The organism is Clostridium sp. CM042, from assembly GCF_055080995.1.
This window is the reverse complement of sequence record NZ_CM143646.1, coordinates 2,751,975-2,772,628: the sequence shown is the minus strand read 5'-3', so window position 1 is coordinate 2,772,628 and position 20,654 is coordinate 2,751,975. Positions and strand designations below refer to the sequence as shown.

Annotated in this window: 5 protein-coding genes, 7 tRNA genes, 7 rRNA genes and 1 other annotated feature; all 19 genes read right to left on the bottom strand. The window is 40.1% G+C overall.

All coding sequences use genetic code 11. The annotated features are described in order from the left end of the window. Positions 1-142 precede the first annotated feature (142 nt). Entirely contained in the window at positions 143-2,221 is a 2,079-nt protein-coding gene (gene fusA, locus ACWJJ7_RS13220; protein ID WP_462962500.1) for an elongation factor G, read from the bottom strand. A gap of 311 nt (positions 2,222-2,532) precedes the next feature. Further along, positions 2,533-2,607: transfer RNA gene (locus ACWJJ7_RS13215), tRNA-Asn, on the bottom strand. 5 nt (positions 2,608-2,612) lie between these two features. Continuing rightward, a 5S ribosomal RNA gene (gene rrf, locus ACWJJ7_RS13210) occupies positions 2,613-2,729 on the bottom strand. Positions 2,730-2,845: 116 nt separating this feature from the next. Continuing rightward, a 23S ribosomal RNA gene (locus ACWJJ7_RS13205) occupies positions 2,846-5,788 on the bottom strand. A 265-nt stretch (positions 5,789-6,053) separates the two neighbouring features. Continuing rightward, a 16S ribosomal RNA gene (locus ACWJJ7_RS13200) occupies positions 6,054-7,579 on the bottom strand. 944 nt (positions 7,580-8,523) lie between these two features. Further along, a tRNA-Ala gene (locus ACWJJ7_RS13195) sits at positions 8,524-8,599 on the bottom strand. A 5-nt stretch (positions 8,600-8,604) separates the two neighbouring features. Next, positions 8,605-8,681 (bottom strand) — tRNA-Ile (locus tag ACWJJ7_RS13190). A gap of 6 nt (positions 8,682-8,687) precedes the next feature. Then, positions 8,688-8,804: ribosomal RNA gene (gene rrf, locus ACWJJ7_RS13185) — 5S ribosomal RNA — on the bottom strand. A 40-nt stretch (positions 8,805-8,844) separates the two neighbouring features. Next, a tRNA-Asn gene (locus ACWJJ7_RS13180) sits at positions 8,845-8,919 on the bottom strand. A 5-nt stretch (positions 8,920-8,924) separates the two neighbouring features. Beyond that, a 5S ribosomal RNA gene (rrf, locus tag ACWJJ7_RS13175) occupies positions 8,925-9,041 on the bottom strand. An 85-nt stretch (positions 9,042-9,126) separates the two neighbouring features. Next, a 23S ribosomal RNA gene (locus ACWJJ7_RS13170) occupies positions 9,127-12,069 on the bottom strand. A 133-nt stretch (positions 12,070-12,202) separates the two neighbouring features. After that, a tRNA-Ile gene (locus ACWJJ7_RS13165) sits at positions 12,203-12,279 on the bottom strand. 6 nt (positions 12,280-12,285) lie between these two features. Then, a tRNA-Ala gene (locus ACWJJ7_RS13160) sits at positions 12,286-12,361 on the bottom strand. A 133-nt stretch (positions 12,362-12,494) separates the two neighbouring features. Then, positions 12,495-14,034: ribosomal RNA gene (locus tag ACWJJ7_RS13155) — 16S ribosomal RNA — on the bottom strand. The 16S, 23S and 5S rRNA genes sit together here with 6 tRNA genes alongside, the layout of an rRNA operon. 663 nt (positions 14,035-14,697) lie before the next feature. After that, complete coding sequence (gene murD, locus ACWJJ7_RS13150) at positions 14,698-16,074, bottom strand: UDP-N-acetylmuramoyl-L-alanine--D-glutamate ligase (protein WP_462962499.1); 1,377 nt, start codon at positions 16,072-16,074, stop codon at positions 14,698-14,700. Between the two features lie 155 nt (positions 16,075-16,229). Further along, positions 16,230-17,621, bottom strand: coding sequence for a glycine--tRNA ligase (locus ACWJJ7_RS13145; RefSeq protein ID WP_462962498.1), 1,392 nt, complete (start codon positions 17,619-17,621; stop codon positions 16,230-16,232). A gap of 188 nt (positions 17,622-17,809) precedes the next feature. Further along, positions 17,810-17,975: a binding site (T-box leader), on the bottom strand. 50 nt (positions 17,976-18,025) lie between these two features. After that, positions 18,026-18,100 (bottom strand) — tRNA-Asn (locus ACWJJ7_RS13140). Between the two features lie 190 nt (positions 18,101-18,290). Beyond that, positions 18,291-19,820 (bottom strand): lysine--tRNA ligase, encoded by a 1,530-nt coding sequence (lysS, locus tag ACWJJ7_RS13135; protein ID WP_462962497.1) that lies wholly within the window; start codon positions 19,818-19,820, stop codon positions 18,291-18,293. Between the two features lie 154 nt (positions 19,821-19,974). After that, a complete protein-coding gene (greA, locus tag ACWJJ7_RS13130) occupies positions 19,975-20,457 on the bottom strand; it encodes a transcription elongation factor GreA (protein WP_462962496.1) in 483 nt (160 codons plus the stop codon). Positions 20,458-20,654 lie beyond the last annotated feature (197 nt).

Sequence of the window (20,654 nt, the reverse complement as noted above, 5' to 3'; positions counted from 1 at the left end):
TCCTGCGGAGCTTCAATATTAACGACTTCAGAAGGAGATTTATACTCCCACTTATAGGAGTGGGAGACTTTCCTTCTGAAATGTCGTTAAAATAAAGAAATAAAACCGTAGCTAGCTATGGTTTTATTTCTTTATTTTATTTCTATTCCAAGTTCTTGCTAGCTTCAATTATTTTATCAATTCCATCCTGAGGCACTTCTTCATATCTTTCAAACTTGACTCTAAAATTTGCCCTAGCACCTGTCATTGAGCGTAAATCTGTTGCATAATCAAATAATTCTGATTGTGGTACCTCTCCTATGACTTTTTGACCTCTTTCAACAGACTCCATCCCCAAAACTCTTCCTCTTTTTTTGCTTATATCCGTGATAATATCACCCATATAGTCCTCTGGACATGTGACTTCCACATTCATAATCGGTTCCAATAAAACAGGATTTGATTCCTTAAGACCTTTCTTGTAAGCTAATGACGCTGCCATTTTAAATGCCATTTCAGAAGAATCTACAGCATGATACGAACCATCATGTAACGTTGTTTTAAGCCTTATAACTGGGAAACCTCCAAGTACACCATGCTGAATGCATTCTCTTAGCCCTTTTTCAACAGCAGGTATATACTGCCTTGGAACTGTTCCACCAACCACTGCATCAACAAATTCTAAATCATCTTCACCGTCTATTCTAGGCTCAAATTTAATCTTTACATCACCATATTGGCCATGTCCTCCAGATTGTTTTTTATGTTTTCCTTGGACATCAGAAGTTTTTTTAATTGTTTCTCTATAAGCAATCTTTGGAATTTCTAATGATACTTCAACTCCAAATTTATTTTTCAATTTACTAACTATAACCTGCAAGTGAGTAGATCCTAACCCTGAAATTATAGTTTGTGCATTCTCTGCGCTCCTTGAAATTGAGAATGTAGGATCTTCTTCTAACAATTTTGTTAAGCCATTAGATATTTTATCTTCGTCACCTTTAGATTTAGTTACAATAGCTCTTGAAAAAACTGGTTGTGGGAACTCCATAGTATCAAACATTATTAGTTTCCCTCTATCACAAAGAGTATCTCCAGTAGTCGTGCATTGAAGCTTTGCAACTGCACCTATATCACCTGCCTCAATTTCTCGAGTTTGAAATTGTTGTTTACCTTTTAAAAAATACATAGCACCTATTTTTTCTTCTTTATTTTTATTAATATTATATACTATTGTGTCACTTTTAGCTTTTCCAGTAATAACACGGAACATAGATAATTTACCCACAAAAGGGTCTGCAATAGTTTTAAATACTACTGCTGAGAATAGATCAGTATCATCAATTTTGACTTGTGTATATTTATTATTTTTTATATCTTTTGCAATGTACAGAGTTGTTTCAATTGGAGAAGGGAAACATTCAACCATATCTTCTAGTAATGTATTCATTCCTATACCAAGTAAAGCAGCTCCACACATTATAGGTGCAATTTCACCCATAGAAGCCCCTTTAATAAGACCTTGATATATTTCTTCTTCACTTATAGACCCCTCATTAAAATATTTTTCTAATAAAACTTCATCGGTTTCAGCAACTGTTTCCATAACCATCTGTTTACACTCATCCACTTTATCTATTAATTCTTCTGGAATATCGCTATCTTCCATCCCATGTGTTTTAGGATTAAATATTCGCGCCCTTCTAGATATGACATTTATTACGCCTCTAAAATTTTCTTCACTACCTATAGGATATTGAATTGGCACTGCAGATATTCCAAACTTTTCTTTTATCTGTTGCAAAACAACTTGAAAATTACTATTTTCCCTATCTAGCTTATTAATAAAAAATGCTCTAGGTAACTTATGGTCATTGATATATTCCCAAGCTTTTTCAGTTCCAACTTCTATACCTGATACCCCGCAGACAGTTATCATTGCCATATCTACAGCTCTTAAACCCTCAATCATTTCTCCTTCATAATCAAAATATCCAGGCATATCTACTAAGTTTATTTTCACATTTTCCCATTCACTTAAAGCCACTGATGTAGCAATAGATGTTTTTCTTTTCTTTTCTTCAATATCGTAATCACTAATTGTAGTACCATCATCAACTTTACCAAATCTATCTATAGCTTTAGTGTAATATAGTATTGATTCCATTAATGTGGTTTTTCCTGAACCACTATGTCCAACAATTCCTACATTTCTTAAATTTTTGCTTTTATATTCTTTCATATACGATACCTCCTAGCTTTGCAGTAGATATATATTCATATATTCTACCTTTAAATAAAAAGACCCTTATATATAACTAAATTTTATAAATATTTCGAATACTTCATTTTGATTTTTTTATGCTTGTTACTTTCTAAAAAAGATAAAAGTATCAATAAAATAAATTTATTGATACTTAATTATATATTTAAACTAAATATAAATTATTACTAAAGCTCATATCTATTTTTTAAAATTTGTATATTATTTATTATAATTTTGCAAAAAATAAAAAAAAGCTAATAATTAGCTTTGTATACTTTAAATAAAAATGGCTCCGCGAAAAGGATTTGAACCTTCAACCTATCGGTTAACAGCCGAGTGCTCCACCGTTGAGCTATCGCGGAACATTACCTAGCGACGACCTACTCTTCCACAAGGTCACCCCTGCAGTACCATCGGCGCATTGAAGCTTAACCTTCGTGTTCGGTATGGGAACGGGTGTTACCTTCATGCCATAATCACTAGATTGAGAAAATAAATATTCTCTCAAAATTGCACAGTGAATTAGTCTTTTCGCTCACGCTCAAAGCCTTGCTTCTTTCTTACGAAAGAAGTATATCGCATTACTTTTAATTATATATTTAGGTCAAGCCCTCGACTTATTAGTATTAGTCAGCTGAACATGTTACCATGCTTACACCTCTAACCTATCAACCTGGTGGTCTTCCAGGAGTCTTACTAACTTGTGTTAAAAACACGCGTTATGGGAAATCTCATCTCAGGGTGGGCTTCACGCTTAGATGCTTTCAGCGTTTATCCCTTCCAAACATAGCTACCCAGCGATGCCACTGGCGTGACAACTGGTGCACCAGAGGTTTGTCCATCCCGGTCCTCTCGTACTAAGGACAGCTCCCTTCAAATTTCCTACGCCCGCGACGGATAGGGACCGAACTGTCTCACGACGTTCTGAACCCAGCTCGCGTGCCGCTTTAATGGGCGAACAGCCCAACCCTTGGGACCTACTTCAGCCCCAGGATGCGACGAGCCGACATCGAGGTGCCAAACCTCCCCGTCGATGTGGACTCTTGGGGGAGATCAGCCTGTTATCCCCGAGGTAGCTTTTATCCGTTGAGCGATGGCCCTCCCACGAGGTACCACCGGATCACTAAGCCCGACTTTCGTCCCTGCTCCACTTGTAAGTGTCGCAGTCAGGCTCCCTTCTGCCTTTGCACTCTTCGCGCGATTTCCAACCGCGCTGAGGGAACCTTTGGGCGCCTCCGTTACTTTTTTGGAGGCGACCGCCCCAGTCAAACTGCCCACCTAACAATGTCCTGTGACCAGATTCATGGCCTCCAGTTAGAACCTCAGTACTGTCAGGGTGGTATCCCAAGGATGACTCCACACAGGCTGACGCCCATGTTTCTCAGTCTCCCACCTATCCTGTACAGACAATACCGAAATTCAATGCTAAGCTACAGTAAAGCTCTACGGGGTCTTTCCGTCCAATCGCGGGTAGCAAGCATCTTCACTTGCACTACAATTTCGCCGGATGTGTTGTTGAGACAGTGCCCAAATCATTACGCCATTCGTGCGGGTCGGAACTTACCCGACAAGGAATTTCGCTACCTTAGGACCGTTATAGTTACGGCCGCCGTTTACTGGGGCTTAAGTTCATACCTTCGCTTGCGCTAAGTAATCCCCTTAACCTTCCAGCACCGGGCAGGCGTCAGCCCCTATACATCAGCTTTCGCTTTAGCAGAGACCTGTGTTTTTGCTAAACAGTTGCTTGGGCCTATTCTCTGCGACCTACTTACGTAGGCACCCCTTCTCCCGAAGTTACGGGGTCAATTTGCCGAGTTCCTTAACAACAATTCTTCCGATGGTCTTAGGATTCTCTCCTCACCTACCTGTGTCGGTTTGCGGTACGGGCACCAATATCCTCGATAGAGACTTTTCTTGGCAGCGTGGAATCAGATACTTCGGGAATAAATTCCCTTCCCCATCACATCTCAGCGTTAAGAGCAAACGGATTTGCCTGCTTGCTCCGCCTAAATGCTTAGACACACATCCAATAGTGTGCACATCTTATCCTCCTGCGTCATCCCATTTCTAATAACGTCCATTGGTGGTATCGGAATATCAACCGATTGTCCATCACCTACGCCTTTCGGCCTCGGCTTAGGTCCCGACTAACCCTGAGAGGACGAGCCTTCCTCAGGAAACCTTAGGTTTTCGACCGTTAAGATTCTCACTTAACTCTCGCTACTCATGCCAACATTCTCACTTCTGTACCGTCCACCACTCCTTACGGTATGACTTCAGCCAGTACAGAAAGCTCCTCTACCGCGTACACAATTGTGTACACCCATAGCTTCGGTGGTAAGTTTTAGCCCCGGACATCTTCGGCGCAGGATCTCTTGACTAGTGAGCTATTACGCACTCTTTAAATGAGTGGCTGCTTCTGAGCCAACATCCTAGTTGTCTTAGAAATCCCACATCCTTTTCCACTTAACTTACACTTTGGGACCTTAGCTGATGGTCTGGGCTGTTTCCCTTTTGACTACGGATCTTATCATTCGCAGTCTGACTGCCGAAATAAAAGTATATGGCATTCGGAGTTTGATAGGGTTCAGTAACTGTTGTCAGCCCCTAGCCCATTCAGTGCTCTACCTCCATTACTCAATTAATCGACGCTAGCCCTAAAGCTATTTCGAGGAGAACCAGCTATCTCCGAGTTCGATTGGAATTTCTCCGCTATCCACAGCTCATCCCATGGTTTTTCAACACCAACGTGGTTCGGACCTCCACGGAATTTTACTTCCGCTTCATCCTGGCCATGGATAGGTCACCCGGTTTCGGGTCTACGACATGCAACTTCGTGAACTTGCGTTCACAACGCCCTATTCAGACTTGGTTTCCCTTCGGCTCCGTACCTTAAGTACTTAACCTTGCTACATATCGTAACTCGTTGGCTCGTTCTACAAAAAGCACGCCGTCACACATATAAAGTGCTTCGACCGGTTGTAGGCACACGGTTTCAGGTTCTATTTCACTCCCCTTCCGGGGTTCTTTTCACCTTTCCCTCACGGTACTTCTTCACTATCGGTCACTAGGTAGTATTTAGCCTTGGGAGGTGGTCCTCCCAGCTTCCCACAAGGTTTCACGTGTCTCGTGGTACTCTGGATTAGATCTGACTGTTTTTCCTTTTCATTTACAGGCCTATTACCTTCTGCGGAGCAGCTTTCCAGCTATCTTCAATTAAGGAATTGCAGTATTTATGATCTATCCTCAACCCCCAGGTCAAAGACCTGGGTTTGGGCTCTTTCCCTTTCGCTCGCCGCTACTTAGGAAATCGATATTTCTTTCTCTTCCTCCGGGTACTTAGATGTTTCAGTTCCCCGGGTCTACCTCTGCATACCTATTTATTCAGTATGCAGTACATAGTTGTTACTATGTGGGTTCCCCCATTCGGAAATCTTTGGATCACAGGCTATTTGCGCCTACCCAAAGCTTATCGCAGCTTAACGCGTCCTTCTTCGGCTCCTAGTGCCAAGGCATTCGCCATGCGCCCTTTGTAGCTTGACCTTGATTCTGTCTATTTACATAGACGGTTATATTAATTTTGCGAAATTGTATTAAATCAATTCATAAACTATTTTCATAGTTTTAATTTTTTTAAAACAACTTTTTTCACTGTGCAATTTTCAAAGAACATTTTAAGAAAAACTATTAATTAGCTAACTCCTAAGAGTTAACTAAAATTAGTCTCTCAAAATTAAACAGAGAACTAGGTACGATTAATTACAATAGATATTGTGCATCGACCGAAGTCAATACATCTACTCCCTAGAAAGGAGGTGATCCAGCCGCAGGTTCTCCTACGGCTACCTTGTTACGACTTCACCCCAATCATCAATCCCACCTTCGGCCGCTGGCTCCTTACGGTTACCTCACGGACTTCGGGTGTTACCAACTCTCATGGTGTGACGGGCGGTGTGTACAAGGCCCGGGAACGTATTCACCGCGACATGCTGATTCGCGATTACTAGCAACTCCGGCTTCATGTAGGCGAGTTGCAGCCTACAATCCGAACTGGGATGAGTTTTTGAGTTTGGCTCCACCTTGCGGTCTTGCATCTCTTTGTACTCACCATTGTAGCACGTGTGTAGCCCTAGACATAAGGGGCATGATGATTTGACGTCATCCCCACCTTCCTCCCGGTTAACCCGGGCAGTCTCACTAGAGTGCTCAACTTAATGGTAGCAACTAATGATAAGGGTTGCGCTCGTTGCGGGACTTAACCCAACATCTCACGACACGAGCTGACGACAACCATGCACCACCTGTCACCCTGTCCCGAAGGACTTCACCCATCTCTGGGTTATGCAGGGGATGTCAAGTCTAGGTAAGGTTCTTCGCGTTGCTTCGAATTAAACCACATGCTCCGCTGCTTGTGCGGGCCCCCGTCAATTCCTTTGAGTTTTAATCTTGCGATCGTACTCCCCAGGCGGAATACTTAATGTGTTAACGGCGGCACCGAGGTTCGACCCCCGACACCTAGTATTCATCGTTTACGGCGTGGACTACCAGGGTATCTAATCCTGTTTGCTCCCCACGCTTTCATGCCTCAGCGTCAGTTACAGTCCAGTAAGTCGCCTTCGCCACTGGTGTTCTTCCTAATCTCTACGCATTTCACCGCTACACTAGGAATTCCACTTACCTCTCCTGCACTCTAGACACCCAGTTTCAAATGCAGCACCCAAGTTAAGCTCGGGTATTTCACATCTGACTTAAATGTCCGCCTACGCATCCTTTACGCCCAGTAAATCCGGACAACGCTTGCCACCTACGTATTACCGCGGCTGCTGGCACGTAGTTAGCCGTGGCTTCCTCCTCTGGTACCGTCATTATCGTCCCAGAAGACAGAACTTTACAACCCGAAGGCCTTCATCATTCACGCGGCGTTGCTGCGTCAGGGTTTCCCCCATTGCGCAATATTCCCCACTGCTGCCTCCCGTAGGAGTCTGGACCGTGTCTCAGTTCCAATGTGGCCGATCACCCTCTCAGGTCGGCTACGCATCGTCGCCTTGGTGAGCCGTTACCTCACCAACTAGCTAATGCGCCGCGGGTCCATCTCAAAGTGGAATTTTCCGAAGAAAAATCCTTTGATGTTTCGATCATGCGACCAAAACATATTATGCGGTATTAATCTCCCTTTCGGGAGGCTATTCCCCTCTTTGAGGCAGGTTACCCACGTGTTACTCACCCGTCCGCCGCTAATCAACGTCTCCCGAAGGAGACGAATCATCGCTCGACTTGCATGTGTTAGGCACGCCGCCAGCGTTCGTCCTGAGCCAGGATCAAACTCTCAATTTAAAAGTTTACACTTTTTTAGTTGAAATGATTAATCTGCGCCAACTGTTAAGCTGGTTAGCAAGCTCATTACATACTTTTAGTCTTACGACTAAATTTTACTTTATACTAAAGTAATTAACTGGTTTAACGAAATATTATTTCGCTATCTTTACCTATTTCTCTGTTTAATTTTCAAAGACCAACTTGCTTTGTCATCATGTGACGACTTCTACTATTCTACTAGGTATTTCTTGTTTTGTCAACAACTTTTTAAAAATTATTTTCATTTGAAAATATATTAAATAGTTATCAACAGTTAGCTTATCGTGCCACTCGTTTGTGACGACAAGGAGTATTGTATCATAATAATAAAGTTGTATATTAGTTTTTTTTGTTATATATCCACATTATTCTCTATTCCCCCCTCTTTTCGTTATAATCCTTTGTTTTATATGTGTTGACACACATGGTCAAGTATATAAGAAATTGTTTATATTTAAGCATTTAATTCATTTATTTATAAACGTTATTAAGTATTTTTATATTATATAATTCCTTTAAATATTAATAATTAACTTAAATATAATTAATCATATAAAAATAAAAATGCTACTCTATTCTAATTATGCAAACAGTCACATTTTCATTTCGAAATTCTGGTAACCTCTTTTATTTTTAAAGGAAATTCATTAAATATTTTATTTACTTCAATTCTAATCCTTCTTTAAATAATTATATTATCAAATAAGTAATTTATATGTGATTTTAATGACATCTCATAAGGGAAGTCACCACTTTTATAAGTAGAGGTTCAATATTATAACAAAAATAAAACTTCAGTGGGAGTATAAATCTCCTTCTGAAGTCGTTAATATTTCAGCAACCCAGGATATGATTTAACCCAGTTTTTTTACTAACAACTTATTTATCTCCACAAAAAAAACAGCCCATATTGGACTGTTTTTTGGTGGAGATAAAGGGAATCGAACCCTTGACCCCCTGCGTGCAAGGCAGGTGCTCTCCCAGCTGAGCTATATCCCCACATATGGTGGACCTTCAGGGACTCGAACCCCGGACCGACCGGTTATGAGCCGGTAGCTCTAACCAGCTGAGCTAAAGATCCATATTTACCTGGCGACAACCTACTCTTCCACAAGGTCACCCCTGCAGTACCATCGGCGCATTGAAGCTTAACCTTCGTGTTCGGTATGGGAACGGGTGTTACCTTCATGCCATAATCACCAGATTTATTAATATCCGTCATATGTTATTATATTTTAAAAAAATGGCTCCGCGAAAAGGATTTGAACCTTCAACCTATCGGTTAACAGCCGAGTGCTCCACCGTTGAGCTATCGCGGAACATTACCTAGCGACGACCTACTCTTCCACAAGGTCACCCCTGCAGTACCATCGGCGCATTGAAGCTTAACCTTCGTGTTCGGTATGGGAACGGGTGTTACCTTCATGCCATAATCACTAGATTGAGAAAATAAATATTCTCTCAAAATTGCACAGTGAACTAGTCTTCTCGCTTATGCTTGAAGTATCGCGTTATTTCTAATTATTTAGGTCAAGCCCTCGACTTATTAGTATTAGTCAGCTGAACATGTTACCATGCTTACACCTCTAACCTATCAACCTGGTGGTCTTCCAGGAGTCTTACTAACTTGTGTTAAAAACACGCGTTATGGGAAATCTCATCTCAGGGTGGGCTTCACGCTTAGATGCTTTCAGCGTTTATCCCTTCCAAACATAGCTACCCAGCGATGCCACTGGCGTGACAACTGGTGCACCAGAGGTTTGTCCATCCCGGTCCTCTCGTACTAAGGACAGCTCCCTTCAAATTTCCTACGCCCGCGACGGATAGGGACCGAACTGTCTCACGACGTTCTGAACCCAGCTCGCGTGCCGCTTTAATGGGCGAACAGCCCAACCCTTGGGACCTACTTCAGCCCCAGGATGCGACGAGCCGACATCGAGGTGCCAAACCTCCCCGTCGATGTGGACTCTTGGGGGAGATCAGCCTGTTATCCCCGAGGTAGCTTTTATCCGTTGAGCGATGGCCCTCCCACGAGGTACCACCGGATCACTAAGCCCGACTTTCGTCCCTGCTCCACTTGTAAGTGTCGCAGTCAGGCTCCCTTCTGCCTTTGCACTCTTCGCGCGATTTCCAACCGCGCTGAGGGAACCTTTGGGCGCCTCCGTTACTTTTTTGGAGGCGACCGCCCCAGTCAAACTGCCCACCTAACAATGTCCTGTGACCAGATTCATGGCCTCCAGTTAGAACCTCAGTACTGTCAGGGTGGTATCCCAAGGATGACTCCACACAGGCTGACGCCCATGTTTCTCAGTCTCCCACCTATCCTGTACAGACAATACCGAAATTCAATGCTAAGCTACAGTAAAGCTCTACGGGGTCTTTCCGTCCAATCGCGGGTAGCAAGCATCTTCACTTGCACTACAATTTCGCCGGATGTGTTGTTGAGACAGTGCCCAAATCATTACGCCATTCGTGCGGGTCGGAACTTACCCGACAAGGAATTTCGCTACCTTAGGACCGTTATAGTTACGGCCGCCGTTTACTGGGGCTTAAGTTCATACCTTCGCTTGCGCTAAGTAATCCCCTTAACCTTCCAGCACCGGGCAGGCGTCAGCCCCTATACATCAGCTTTCGCTTTAGCAGAGACCTGTGTTTTTGCTAAACAGTTGCTTGGGCCTATTCTCTGCGACCTACTTACGTAGGCACCCCTTCTCCCGAAGTTACGGGGTCAATTTGCCGAGTTCCTTAACAACAATTCTTCCGATGGTCTTAGGATTCTCTCCTCACCTACCTGTGTCGGTTTGCGGTACGGGCACCAATATCCTCGATAGAGACTTTTCTTGGCAGCGTGGAATCAGATACTTCGGGAATAAATTCCCTTCCCCATCACATCTCAGCGTTAAGAGCAAACGGATTTGCCTGCTTGCTCCGCCTAAATGCTTAGACACACATCCAATAGTGTGCACATCTTATCCTCCTGCGTCATCCCATTTCTAATAACGTCCATTGGTGGTATCGGAATATCAACCGATTGTCCATCACCTACGCCTTTCGGCCTCGGCTTAGGTCCCGACTAACCCTGAGAGGACGAGCCTTCCTCAGGAAACCTTAGGTTTTCGACCGTTAAGATTCTCACTTAACTCTCGCTACTCATGCCAACATTCTCACTTCTGTACCGTCCACCACTCCTTACGGTATGACTTCAGCCAGTACAGAAAGCTCCTCTACCGCGTACACAATTGTGTACACCCATAGCTTCGGTGGTAAGTTTTAGCCCCGGACATCTTCGGCGCAGGATCTCTTGACTAGTGAGCTATTACGCACTCTTTAAATGAGTGGCTGCTTCTGAGCCAACATCCTAGTTGTCTTAGAAATCCCACATCCTTTTCCACTTAACTTACACTTTGGGACCTTAGCTGATGGTCTGGGCTGTTTCCCTTTTGACTACGGATCTTATCATTCGCAGTCTGACTGCCGAAATAAAAGTATATGGCATTCGGAGTTTGATAGGGTTCAGTAACTGTTGTCAGCCCCTAGCCCATTCAGTGCTCTACCTCCATTACTCAATTAATCGACGCTAGCCCTAAAGCTATTTCGAGGAGAACCAGCTATCTCCGAGTTCGATTGGAATTTCTCCGCTATCCACAGCTCATCCCATGGTTTTTCAACACCAACGTGGTTCGGACCTCCACGGAATTTTACTTCCGCTTCATCCTGGCCATGGATAGGTCACCCGGTTTCGGGTCTACGACATGCAACTTCGTGAACTTGCGTTCACAACGCCCTATTCAGACTTGGTTTCCCTTCGGCTCCGTACCTTAAGTACTTAACCTTGCTACATATCGTAACTCGTTGGCTCGTTCTACAAAAAGCACGCCGTCACACATATAAAGTGCTTCGACCGGTTGTAGGCACACGGTTTCAGGTTCTATTTCACTCCCCTTCCGGGGTTCTTTTCACCTTTCCCTCACGGTACTTCTTCACTATCGGTCACTAGGTAGTATTTAGCCTTGGGAGGTGGTCCTCCCAGCTTCCCACAAGGTTTCACGTGTCTCGTGGTACTCTGGATTAGATCTGACTGTTTTTCCTTTTCATTTACAGGCCTATTACCTTCTGCGGAGCAGCTTTCCAGCTATCTTCAATTAAGGAATTGCAGTATTTATGATCTATCCTCAACCCCCAGGTCAAAGACCTGGGTTTGGGCTCTTTCCCTTTCGCTCGCCGCTACTTAGGAAATCGATATTTCTTTCTCTTCCTCCGGGTACTTAGATGTTTCAGTTCCCCGGGTCTACCTCTGCATACCTATTTATTCAGTATGCAGTACATAGTTGTTACTATGTGGGTTCCCCCATTCGGAAATCTTTGGATCACAGGCTATTTGCGCCTACCCAAAGCTTATCGCAGCTTAACGCGTCCTTCTTCGGCTCCTAGTGCCAAGGCATTCGCCATGCGCCCTTTGTAGCTTGACCTTGATTCTGTCTATTTACATAGACGGTTATATTAATTTTGCGAAATTGTATTAAATCAATTCATAAACTATTTTCATAGTTTTAATTTTTTTAAAACAACTTTTTTCACTGTGCAATTTTCAAAGAACATAAATGGTGGGCCTAAATGGACTCGAACCATCGACCTCACGCTTATCAGGCGTGCGCTCTAACCAGCTGAGCTATAGGCCCATTTAATGGTGGAGATAAAGAGAATCGAACTCTTGACCCCCTGCGTGCAAGGCAGGTGCTCTCCCAGCTGAGCTATACCCCCATTAGAAAAACTATTCATTAGTAACTCCTAAGAGTTAACTATAATTAGTCTCTCAAAATTAAACAGAGAACTAGGTACGATTAATTACAATAGATATTGTGCATCGACCGAAGTCAATACATCTACTCCCTAGAAAGGAGGTGATCCAGCCGCAGGTTCTCCTACGGCTACCTTGTTACGACTTCACCCCAATCATCAATCCCACCTTCGGCCGCTGGCTCCATAAACACCTAAGTGTTAGGTTACCTCACGGACTTCGGGTGTTACCAACTCTCATGGTGTGACGGGCGGTGTGTACAAGGCCCGGGAACGTATTCACCGCGACATGCTGATTCGCGATTACTAGCAACTCCGGCTTCATGTAGGCGAGTTGCAGCCTACAATCCGAACTGGGATGAGTTTTTGAGTTTGGCTCCACCTTGCGGTCTTGCATCTCTTTGTACTCACCATTGTAGCACGTGTGTAGCCCTAGACATAAGGGGCATGATGATTTGACGTCATCCCCACCTTCCTCCCGGTTAACCCGGGCAGTCTCACTAGAGTGCTCAACTTAATGGTAGCAACTAATGATAAGGGTTGCGCTCGTTGCGGGACTTAACCCAACATCTCACGACACGAGCTGACGACAACCATGCACCACCTGTCACCCTGTCCCGAAGGACTTCACCCATCTCTGGGTTATGCAGGGGATGTCAAGTCTAGGTAAGGTTCTTCGCGTTGCTTCGAATTAAACCACATGCTCCGCTGCTTGTGCGGGCCCCCGTCAATTCCTTTGAGTTTTAATCTTGCGATCGTACTCCCCAGGCGGAATACTTAATGTGTTAACGGCGGCACCGAGGTTCGACCCCCGACACCTAGTATTCATCGTTTACGGCGTGGACTACCAGGGTATCTAATCCTGTTTGCTCCCCACGCTTTCATGCCTCAGCGTCAGTTACAGTCCAGTAAGTCGCCTTCGCCACTGGTGTTCTTCCTAATCTCTACGCATTTCACCGCTACACTAGGAATTCCACTTACCTCTCCTGCACTCTAGACACCCAGTTTCAAATGCAGCACCCAAGTTAAGCTCGGGTATTTCACATCTGACTTAAATGTCCGCCTACGCATCCTTTACGCCCAGTAAATCCGGACAACGCTTGCCACCTACGTATTACCGCGGCTGCTGGCACGTAGTTAGCCGTGGCTTCCTCCTCTGGTACCGTCATTATCGTCCCAGAAGACAGAACTTTACAACCCGAAGGCCTTCATCATTCACGCGGCGTTGCTGCGTCAGGGTTTCCCCCATTGCGCAATATTCCCCACTGCTGCCTCCCGTAGGAGTCTGGACCGTGTCTCAGTTCCAATGTGGCCGATCACCCTCTCAGGTCGGCTACGCATCGTCGCCTTGGTGAGCCGTTACCTCACCAACTAGCTAATGCGCCGCGGGTCCATCTCAAAGTGGAATTTTCCGAAGAAAAATCCTTTGATGTTTCGATCATGCGACCAAAACATATTATGCGGTATTAATCTCCCTTTCGGGAGGCTATTCCCCTCTTTGAGGCAGGTTACCCACGTGTTACTCACCCGTCCGCCGCTAATCAACGTCTCCCGAAGGAGACGAATCATCGCTCGACTTGCATGTGTTAGGCACGCCGCCAGCGTTCGTCCTGAGCCAGGATCAAACTCTCAATTTAAAAGTTTACACTTTTTTAGTTGAAATGATTAATCTGCGCCAACTGTTAAGTTGGTTAAGCAACCGTTAGGTTGATTCGCAAGCTCATTACATACTTTTTAGTCTTACGACTAAATTTTACTTTATACTAAAGTAATTAACTGGTTTAACGAAATATTATTTCGCTATCTTTACCTATTTCTCTGTTTAATTTTCAAAGACCAATTATCATTGTCATCATGTGATGACTTTTACTATTATAATTCTTTTTTTCATCATTGTCAACTACTTTAAAAATATTTGATAATGAATTTTTCTTTCATCACTGTGCACTTAAAGTTAATTTATAACGGTATGTTCCAGCGACAATTAATATAATATCATATGTATAACTCACCATTTGTTTATAATCATCTATTATATCAATCTATTTTCATATATATGCTTATTTATACCATATAATCCGTTTTACTCATAATGATACGCTTGGAACATTTGTTATGCATTTAGCGCTTAATGACTATAAAAATAAATATCATAGGTTTGTTAAGTTAATTAATACTCGTTTAAATCATCACTCTCAGTGCTGTAATATTATAATTTCCTTATTAATAAAATAAAAACCCCAGTAAAAATAATCTTTTTTACCAAAGCCCCTATTTAGTGAACATGAAAATGTCTTTTATTATAATGTCATTACTATTTCCTTATATTTATTACCTCTTACTTCAAAATTTTGAAACATATCGAAACTTGCACATGCAGGTGACAACGTCACTATATCACCAGGTTTAGCAACTAATTTAGCTGTAAAAATTGCTTCATTAAAATTTTCAGCAAGTATAATCTGTAAAGGTATTTTATTTTCTTTAGACATACGCTCAAAAACTTCTTTTATTTTATATTTAGTGTCACCTACTAATATTAGTGTTTTAATATTTGTGTAGCCTTCTTCTGCTAAAGGTTCAAAAGGTATTTTTTTATCATATCCTCCTGCAATTAATATAACAGGTTTTTCAAAGGCTTTGAGACTTGCTATAGTTCTAGTCGGCGTAGATGCTATTGAATCATTGTAATATTTAACTCCATCTACTTCCCTCACGAATTCACCCCTATGAGGTACCCCCGTAAAAGTGGTAGCCACTTCTCTCATGCTCGCAACCGTTACTTCATTTTGAGTTGCACAAAAGGCAGTTAATAGATTTTGCACATTATGCATCCCTTTTAGCTTTATTTCCTCAAGATTACATACTAACTTGTTCATAATGAATAAGTTATCATTTTGAAAATATGCACCATCTTCTATCTTCTCGCATACACTAAAATACTTAACTTTTCCCTTAACCTCTTTTCTTAATTCGTAAGTTAACTCATTATCCTTATTTAATACAATGAGATCCCCATCACGTTGATATTTAAACACGTTCTTCTTTGCATTTATATATTCTTCCATATCCTTATGAATATCTAGATGATTCATGCTCAGATTTGTTACTATTGCTACATCTGTAGAAACCGTCATAGTCATAAGCTGAAAGCTCGACAATTCCAATACTACCTTATCATCTTTAGTTATTTCTTCAATATTTGCGAACAGCGGTGTTCCAATATTGCCTCCAACCCAAGTTTTATATCCTTCTTTTTTTAATATATTATATATTATTGTGGTTGTAGTTGTTTTTCCATCACTACCCGTTACGCCGTAAGTTTTAGCCGGACAATATTTTATGAACTCCTCCATTTCCGAAGTTATATATGTACCTTCTTTTTTCGCTTTCAAAAGAGCAGGATTGTCTACTCTCATAGATGGCGTTTTAAAAATAGCATCAAATCCCGTTAGGTCATCTAAGTAATCCTCGCCTAATACCAGTTTCACACCCTCTTCTTCAAAATCTATTGCTACCTTTCCAAGTAAACTATAAGTTTTTTTATCAAAAGCTGTAACAACGGCCTGAAGCTTCACTAGAAAATGTATTAAAGGAATATTGCTAACTCCTATACCTACAACTCCAACTTTTTTCCCTTTTATAAATTCCTTAAATTCATTGAAATTCTTTTTCATATAACCCTCCATGTAATCTTCATATACTTTATATTTCACATTTTTTTGAATTTGTTCTATAAAAAAACAACGCATAGTATAACCACAGCCTACTCAAGCCTCATTATATACTACACGCCATCCTCTAACCCAAACTAACTATTCCAATTCAAAATTTAAAATTGTAATTTTTCTTCTATAAACTTTTCTAAATCATCTATACTTACCCTTATTTGACCCATTGTATCTCTGTCTCTAATTGTTACAGTGTTATCTTCTAACGTGTCAAAATCTACAGTTATGCAGTATGGAGTTCCTATTTCGTCTTCTCTTCTATACCTTTTTCCTATACTTCCGGTTTCATCGTAGTCTACGTTAAATTTTTTACCTAGCATAGCAAAAACTTGGAGGGATTTCTCTGATAATTTTTTACTTAAAGGTAGAATAGCCGCCTTAAATGGTGCAAGTGCTGGATGTAAATGAAGCACTGTTCTTACGTCTCCGCCTTCAAGTTCTTCTTCATCATATGCATTAACTAAGAATGCAAGAACAACTCTATCTGCACCCAGAGAAGGTTCTATACAATATGGTACATATTTTTCATTAGTGATAGGATCTAGATAACTTAAATCATTCCCTGAATGTTCCATATGTTTCTTTAAGTCATAATCCGTTCTATCAGCAACGCCCCATAATTCTCCCCATCCAAAAGGAAACAAGAATTCTATGTCACAAGTAGCATTACTATAGAAAGATAATTCCTCTTCTCCATGGTCTCTAAATCTTAGATTTTCCTTTTCCATACCCAAATTATATAAGAAATTAGCACAATACTCTTTCCAATATGCAAACCATTCTAAATCTGTACCTGGTTTACAGAAAAATTCCAATTCCATTTGTTCAAATTCCCTGGTTCTAAAAATAAAATTCCCTGGTGTTATTTCATTTCTGAAAGCCTTTCCTACTTGGCCTATTCCAAATGGAACTTTTTTTCTTGAAGCTCTTTGAACATTTTTAAAGTTTACGAAGATCCCCTGAGCCGTTTCTGGTCTTAAATATATTTCTGATTTTCCATCTTCTGTTATTCCCTGGGAAGTCTTAAACATTAAATTAAATTTTCTAATATCAGTAAAGTCTTTCTTTCCACATTTAGGACATACTATTTCATTTTTTGCTATATATTCTTTTAATTCTTCATTTGACCATCCATCAGCAGTAGCTACTTCTACTCCCTGATTTGTCATATGGTCTTCCACTAACTTATCCGCTCTAAATCTAGCTTTGCAATCTTTGCAATCCATTAGTGGATCTGAAAATCCTCCAACGTGACCCGTCGCAACCCATACTTCTGGGTTCATAAGTATAGCGCAGTCTACGCCTACATTATATGGACTTTCTTGAACAAATTTTTTCCACCAAGCTTTTTTAACATTATTTTTAAATTCAACTCCCAGAGGACCATAATCCCATGAATTAGCGAGCCCTCCGTATATATCAGACCCTGGGAATACGAACCCTCTGTTTTTGCATAACGCAACTATTTTATCCATACTTTTTTCAAATGCCATATTAATCACTCCTATTTTTTTATAATCTAATGATATCTTGTTTTATATACTTCTAAATGGTCGTTACAAATATATTAATGTTATTTCTTGTATTCTTTCCTATTTTGTCTAAATATAACTAATTCAATTCATCTCACCCGCATAAAGACATGCTCTATTATTTTACGCATAAAAAAAAAGACTATACCCTAAGGGACGAAAATTACTTCCGCGGTTCCACCCTTATTGGCACATGCCCTACTTTAAATTCTATACACTCAAAAGTCCCTTTCACAATAATACTTTGATTGTTTACACCAGCCACAACCTCTCTTATAAAGTACTACTACTACTCTTCTTTATCACAGTGAATTATTTTATTATACATTAGATTTCTTATAATATTGAGTTTCAAAAATAAAAAATGGCTCCGCGAAAAGGATTTGAACCTTCAACCTATCGGTTAACAGCCGAGTGCTCCACCGTTGAGCTATCGCGGATTATTATTGCTTACAACAATATTATAACATACACAATTAAGAATTCAATAGTTTTTTCTTTTTTTTTATAATTTAATGATTTTATTTATTAAAAAGTACAGGAAACCCTTATGTTAAGTAGTTATGATTATGCTTTAAAAATAAAAAAGATATTTTAGATTAACTAAAATATCCTTTTTATTTTTTTAAATTACTGAATTGGTTTCATTGTAGGGAATAGGATAACATCTCTTATTGAATAAGAGTCCGTTAAGAACATTACCATTCTATCAATTCCTATACCCAGTCCGCCTGTTGGAGGCATTCCTGTTTCTAATGCACTCATAAATTCTTCATCTATTAAATAAGCCTCATCATCGCCTAGTTCTCTTTCTTTTGCTTGTTGCATAAATCTCTCTCTTTGAACTACTGGATCATTTAACTCTGAGTATGCATTACACACTTCTCTTCCAAATACAAAGCCTTCAAATCTCTCTGTAAACTCTGAATTTCCTCTCTTCTTCTTAGTAAGAGGTGATATCTCTACAGGGTAATCACATAAAAATGTTGGTTCAATTAACTTTTCTTCTGCATATTCTTCAAATAATGCATTTAATATATCTGCTTTTGAACAATTTTCTATATCTTTTTTAAATTCTAAATGCTTTTCTTTAGCTATCTTCCTAGCTTCTTCGTTAGTACTAATCAGCGTAAAGTCCACACCAGCATACTCTTTTACCGCTTCTACCATAGTAATTCTTCTCCATGGTGGTGTAAAGTCTATTTCAGTCCCTTGATAATTAACCTTTGTAGTTCCATGAACTTTTTCACAAACATAAGCTATCATATTTTCTGTGATTTCCATCATATCATTATAATCTGCATAAGCTTCATATAATTCTATCATTGTAAACTCTGGATTATGTCTTATATCTGTTCCTTCATTTCTAAAGTTTTTACCCATGTCATATACCTTTTCAAACCCAGCAACAATAAGCCTTTTTAAATATAACTCTGTTGCAATTCTAAGATACATCTCAATATCAAGTGCATTATGATGAGTACTAAATGGTCTTGCTGCAGCGCCTCCTGCTATTGTGGATAAAATCGGAGTTTCAACTTCTAAAAATCCTTTATTATCTAAGTATTCTCGGATATATTTAATTATTGATATTCTCTTCATAAACGTATCTCTTACTTCTGGGTTCATTATTATATCTACTTCTCTTTGTCTAAATCTTAAATCAGGATCTTTTAATCCGTGCCATTTTTCTGGAAGTGGTTTTAAAGCCTTAGCTATAAGCTGAAAATCTACTATATGTAGTGATATTTCACCAGTTTTTGTAAGAAAAGGTGTACCAGTTACGCTTAAAAAATCTCCTATGTCAAAACTTTTATATTCTTTTAATTTTTCTTCGCCTACATCATCTATTTTTATGTATAGTTGAATTTTACCATATCTGTCATGAACATCAGAAAAACCAGCCTTGCCATGAACCCTTTTAGACATCAGCCTACCTGCTACAATAACCTGAGTTCCTTCTAATTTCTCATAATTTTCTTTAACTTCTTGCGATGTATGAGTTCTTTCAACTTTGTACACATCAAATGGATCTTTGCCTTCTTCTTTTAAAGCAGATAATTTTCGTCGTCTTATGGTTACCTGTTCATTATATTTAGATTCAAGTTCGTGCAAGTTTTTCTCTTCGCTTTTTTCTTCATTCTTTTTTTCGTTTGACATTAATACCCCTCCTATTTTCCTATAGGTCAGAAAATAACTATTAATCATTTATTCTGCCATATTTCTTCTATGTATATATTTCTTTAGGGCACCTACCAATCACAAATTGTTAAGTGCCCCTATTTTTTATAAAAATCAAATAATTTTTAAACAATTACCCGCGTCGTACTTCTAATACTTCATACTTACCAACACCATCCGGAACTACAACTTCTATAATTGCTCCTGATTTCTTACCCACGAGTGCACTTCCAACTGGTGATTCATTTGATATTTTATTTATCATTGGATCTGCTTCTGCTGAACCCACTATATAAAATTCAACCTCTTCATCAAACTCATAATCCTTAACCTTAACTATAGATCCTATACTTACTACATCTTTTTCAATATCGTTTTCATCTATAACACTTGCATTTCTAAGCATATTTTCCAATTGTATTATTCTACCTTCTACAAATGCTTGTTCATTTTTAGCTTCATCGTACTCTGAGTTTTCGGTTAAGTCTCCATACCCAAGTGCTACCTTTATTTTTTCAGTTATATCTTTTCTCTTGACAGTCTTAAGAAATTCTAATTCTCCCTCTAATTTTGTAATTCCCTCATAGGTCATTACATATTGTTTTGTTACGCTCATTTATTTCTCCCCTTTTTAATTTTTATTAAATAAATTAGTAAACATCCATAAAATTCACTATAAACTAACAATATCCTAGCATAACACTCCCCCACTACAATACTGTTTTCCTTAAAATATAGTAATTTCATATAATTTATATAATATAAGACTATTAGTTCAAATTGATAAATTATCGGTTCTAAGATTCATTCTTT

What these genes read in the sequence shown, in the direction of transcription:
- fusA (WP_462962500.1), bottom strand. Translation starts at nt 2,221, where the DNA reads ATGAAAGAATATAAAAGCAAAAATTTAAGAAATGTAGGAATTGTTGGA.
- murD (WP_462962499.1), bottom strand. Translation starts at nt 16,074, where the DNA reads ATGAAAAAGAATTTCAATGAATTTAAGGAATTTATAAAAGGGAAAAAA.
- ACWJJ7_RS13145 (WP_462962498.1), bottom strand. Translation starts at nt 17,621, where the DNA reads ATGGCATTTGAAAAAAGTATGGATAAAATAGTTGCGTTATGCAAAAAC.
- lysS (WP_462962497.1), bottom strand. Translation starts at nt 19,820, where the DNA reads ATGTCAAACGAAAAAAAGAATGAAGAAAAAAGCGAAGAGAAAAACTTG.
- greA (WP_462962496.1), bottom strand. Translation starts at nt 20,457, where the DNA reads ATGAGCGTAACAAAACAATATGTAATGACCTATGAGGGAATTACAAAA.